Here is a 3,439-nt window from a genome sequence, read left to right as displayed (position 1 = left end):
CGTCGACAGCGAAATCAATATCGCCACCGTCGACTATCGCGTGGCCCGCGATTTGCGCAAGCGGGTGTGGCGCATGCATAGCGGCGGGATGGTCGACGGTGGGGGCGGGACGAAGGCGGAGATTGTGACCGCATTCAAAGATTGGAATAATTTGATGCGAAGTAATCGAAAGAAAAAATTCAACAAATCCGGAACTGCAATTTTTAAGAAAATGACAGGTTTTTTGCTGCCATTGGAAGACAAACGCAGTTCCACCATACGCCTGGGTTGATTATGAATAAAAACGATACCGTTTTTTTTCGCCAGCCATTTGTAGTGTTGACAGCTCTTCTCTTTATTTCTCTAATCGCCTGCAAAATGCCTAACGACAAAGAAGAAATCTTACCACGCAACCAAAGCTTGCCGCTTTTTAATCCGCATGTCGCGGATTTTATCTGTGAAAACGAGGCAAGCAAGGTGCCGCCCATCGATGCGCAAGCCGAGGATTGGTTTCTCGCAGCACGCGCCCTGGAAGATCCTGAAATTTTCGTCGAAGACCGCGATTACAAAAAAATCGTCGATCTGACGCGTCAAGCGGCGGAGCGATTGCACTGGAAGGCGATGCTCAATCTGGCCAGCCTGTATGTGGAAGGGCGCGATCCCTCACATGGTAATGAAGATGCGGTGCAACTGGTGGAAAAGGCGATGCGGCTGGGCATACCGGCGGCGTATGACCGGATGGGGACATACTATGCGAACAGCACCGGCGTTGATGGCGACATTACTCGTGCTTATGCCTTCTGGCAAAAGGCTGCACAGATGGGTAATCCTCAAGCGCTGGGTTTTCTTGGCGAAAAATTGACAGCTGGAGAGGATCACCCAGGTATTGATATGTGGGGAAACATTCCTGTAGCGACCAAAATGCTCGAGTGCGCGCTTGCACAAGGGTATGGACAGGCTGCGTTTGATTTGCATTATTTGTATCTGGTATTAAGATCATCGGATGGCGCCGCAAATGGAGACAGTACTCCAGAGACAAAGGCGCGTGCTCTAAAGGTATTGCATGAGGGGGTCAAATTTGGTTGTGAAAATTGCGCTAACGCATTGCAAATAGAATTTGACCACCCCTTTGATTTAGCTAATATGTTTACTCCGTACATCGATAAGGCTCGTGGCGTACGATATGGATTGTTAGGGGATGCCCTCGGCTTTAACCCCAATCGCCGCTTTCCCAACCTTGATAAAATCTTGCCATTGCCACCAGCTGATCTGCCGCCTTGGGATGGTCAACGAAAGAGCCTGCTTGACGCGGCCATGGGCGTCAGCCCGCCGCCCGCCATCCCGAAGCCAAGTGCCGCCTCGCTGTTGCAAGAACCATATTTCCTGGTCGCCGAGTATGCGCTGCGGCCCACCGGCTTGCACAGCGACGCGGCGAGCGCGCCATTTTCGGCCTACTGGCAACCGGCCCCAGGGCAGGGCTTGACCCAGCCGGCCCGACTGGTGCACGCAGGCGTAGCGTTCCGCCACTTCGATGTGGCGGATGCCACCGGCCAGAGGCGCTATGGCGGCGTGACGTGGGAACGGTGCCTGACGATACGGCACAACCATGGCGCGGTGGAGCCGCGCGCCGCGCGCGGCTTGCTGCGCGAGGTGGCGCGACCCGAGCCATGGTTGAGCTGCCCTTGCGCACAAGCCTGTCCCGTCAGCGGCGTCTGGCAACCGTGGCTAGCGGCCGACCATCCGCTGCAGGCGAACGTCAACCAGTACTGGCGCCAGGCCTGGCTGACCCAGGGCGCGCCGTTCCCGCGACCGCGCCGCGACTGGCTGCTCGATTTGCCCGACGACGAGGTGACGTGGCATCTAATGGATGCGTCCATTGCAGATCTCGTCTAACCGCCGGCTTCGCGCACGGCCGCGTCCTCCTTGGCAATGGCGAGGAGTTTGCCTTGCAGGCCAGCGCGTGCTTCGATGCCGGCGCAGCGGCGGACGGCGAACAGTCGCTGTCGAACCGCGGTGTACGCGCGTTCGACGACACCGCCGATGGCCGCTGGATGCAATGATTCACGACACTGACGGGAGAGCGCCATGCCGGAACCGACCAGCCGCATCGAAACCACGCACATCGACGAGGTCGGCCGCAGCGCGACCAGTTCGCTTCAGTGGCTGCTGGAAAGCCGCAACCTGAAAGGCAAGGCCAGCCACCCGATTACGCATAACAACAAGCTGACGCTGTTCATTTGCGGACAGGAAGGGTTCGCCGACATCGCCGGCGAAATCGCCAGGGCGGAAAAGTCCATCGACCTGTGCTGCTGGGGTTTCGATCCGGGCATGGAACTGGTGCGTGGCAACAGCGCCACCTGGCCGCGCGGCGACACGTTTGGCGACTTGCTGATCGCCGCCGCACGGCGTCACGTCAGGGTGCGCCTGCTGATCTGGCATGACCGGATCGGTTCACCGATGGTGCACAATATGCCGGGCCATACACACGGCACTTCGCCATGGAAAATCGGTGGACAGCGCGCTGACGATATCAGCGCAAAAGCCAGCCTGGCGATGTTGCAGGAGGCGGTCAGAAAAAAGAAACCGGTTGCAGGCCACGGTTATTGGGGCGAGTACGTCCGGCCCGAGGATATTCCGACAATGGCGCGTGAAGAATATTGTCACAGCTGGTATGCGGCCGCGTTCAAGGGCCAGTTTGGCGGCCTGGAGATACGCTTGCGGCACGGTGACAGCACGGCAATCAGCAAGAGTATCGCGACCGAAATCAACCGGCCGCACGGCTTGACGATGGGGGAAATCGAAAAGCCCGGCATGCAATATCTGGGCACGCATCACCAGAAACCGGTCCTGATCGATTTCGACCACGAAGAAGGGGCGAAGGCCGTCGGTTACGTGATGGGCCTGAACTCGGTGACCGATTATTGGGACACGACGGCCCATCTGCTCGACGATACGCGGCGCGAACAGGGCGGCGTCAACGAGCGGCGCGAGTGTTTGCAAGGCATGGCCGCAGATGGCGGATACGCCACGCTGAAGCCCTATCAGGATTATGCCTGCCGCATCGACGGCGGCCGTGCGCTCATTGCGCTCTACAACAATTTCGTGAAGGCATGGGATCGCGCGGCCGGCGATCGCACGCATGCGGCGTCCACTGCCAGCGTGAGCCGCGAGTTACCCCATGGCAGCCCACCGGCGCGGCTGTTGCGCAAGGCCGAACCGGGCGACTCCACCGTGCAGATCGTCCTGACGCAGCCCGAGGAACAAGACAAGACCATCAAGGAAACCTATTTTCGCGCCGTGACCCAGGCCAGCCTGGCGGGCGGCTACCTGTATGTGGAAAACCAGTATTTCCAGTATGAGGAATGGGCCCGGCATTTGCTGGCCGAGCGCAAGAAGGTGGTCGCCGCCTGGAAGGCCGGCAGTGCCAAGGCGGGCAAGAGTCTTGAAGATATGCCGGTCA

At 58.8% G+C, this 3,439-nt stretch carries 3 protein-coding genes and 1 pseudogene; 3 read left to right on the top strand and 1 reads right to left on the bottom strand.

The window, feature by feature from the left end; translation table 11 throughout:
- Both ACZ92H_RS29335 and ACZ92H_RS29330 read left to right on the top strand, forming a co-directional pair.
- Window positions 1-271, top strand: a pseudogene (locus tag ACZ92H_RS29335) (phospholipase D-like domain-containing protein); the annotation flags it as partial.
- A 2-nt stretch (window positions 272-273) separates the two neighbouring features.
- Window positions 274-1,872, top strand: coding sequence for a tetratricopeptide repeat protein (locus ACZ92H_RS29330; RefSeq protein WP_465051960.1), 1,599 nt, complete (start codon window positions 274-276; stop codon window positions 1,870-1,872).
- On the opposite strand, the gene ACZ92H_RS29325 is transcribed toward ACZ92H_RS29330, so the two are convergent.
- Window positions 1,869-2,066 (bottom strand): hypothetical protein, encoded by a 198-nt coding sequence (locus ACZ92H_RS29325; protein ID WP_465051961.1) that lies wholly within the window; start codon window positions 2,064-2,066, stop codon window positions 1,869-1,871. The two genes, ACZ92H_RS29330 and ACZ92H_RS29325, sit on opposite strands and share 4 nt — an antisense overlap.
- Between ACZ92H_RS29325 and ACZ92H_RS29320 the strand changes: the two genes are divergently transcribed.
- The coding region (locus ACZ92H_RS29320; protein WP_465051962.1) for a phospholipase D-like domain-containing protein at window positions 2,065-3,439 on the top strand (1,375 nt) is incomplete at its 3' end. The two genes, ACZ92H_RS29325 and ACZ92H_RS29320, sit on opposite strands and share 2 nt — an antisense overlap.

The organism is Janthinobacterium foliorum, assembly GCF_978021625.1.
Note: the sequence above shows the minus strand (reverse complement) of the source record. Positions and strands in the feature narration are given on the sequence as shown.

What these genes read in the sequence shown, in the direction of transcription:
- ACZ92H_RS29330 (WP_465051960.1), top strand. Translation starts at nt 274, where the DNA reads ATGAATAAAAACGATACCGTTTTTTTTCGCCAGCCATTTGTAGTGTTG.
- ACZ92H_RS29325 (WP_465051961.1), bottom strand. Translation starts at nt 2,066, where the DNA reads ATGGCGCTCTCCCGTCAGTGTCGTGAATCATTGCATCCAGCGGCCATC.